The following is a 562-nucleotide window of genomic DNA, read 5'->3' on the forward strand; positions in this document are numbered from 1 at the left end:
TGTGTCTGAACTTGCAAAACGTATCGATTTAACAACACAACATTATAATGAGTTAGATCACATCATTGAAAATAGTAAAGATACGTTGAAACAATTTAGTCCAGATCATATATATCAATTATTTATGTCTATGTTTAAATAAAAATAGGAGTGAGACTTAGTTCATTTAAAACGAACTGTCTCACTCCTATTTTTCAAATGAGAATTTATATAACAATTACATCGTTTTAAAAGATTACCTAAAATCTCGACATCCAAAAGCAAGATATTGAAAGCCCGAAATGAATGACTTTATAGCTTCATTTCGGGCTTTGTATATGAAAAATACATTTCAATAAATTTTGATTTACAGAATGAATGACAAGATAAATGTCCAGATACAGATAAATACAAGTAATCCAATACTATAACGTAATGTCATTTTAAGTAGTTCAGATTCTTTACCTACTTCTTTAACAGCTGCTGTTGCAATGGCAATAGATTGTGGAGAAATAAGTTTCGCCGCAACCCCACCTGCTGTATTTGAAGCTACAAGTAGTGAACCACTTGTACCAATTTGTTG

The 562-nt window shown here is 30.6% G+C and carries 1 protein-coding gene; it reads right to left on the reverse strand.

From position 1 onward, the window contains the following. Window positions 1–346: 346 nt before the first annotated feature. The coding region (locus tag IE142_RS40220) for an L-lactate permease (RefSeq protein ID WP_191889501.1) at window positions 347–562 on the reverse strand (216 nt) is incomplete at its 5' end.

Source organism: Streptomyces mutabilis (assembly GCF_014649815.1).
Taxonomy (GTDB): domain Bacteria; phylum Actinomycetota; class Actinomycetes; order Streptomycetales; family Streptomycetaceae; genus Streptomyces; species Streptomyces mutabilis.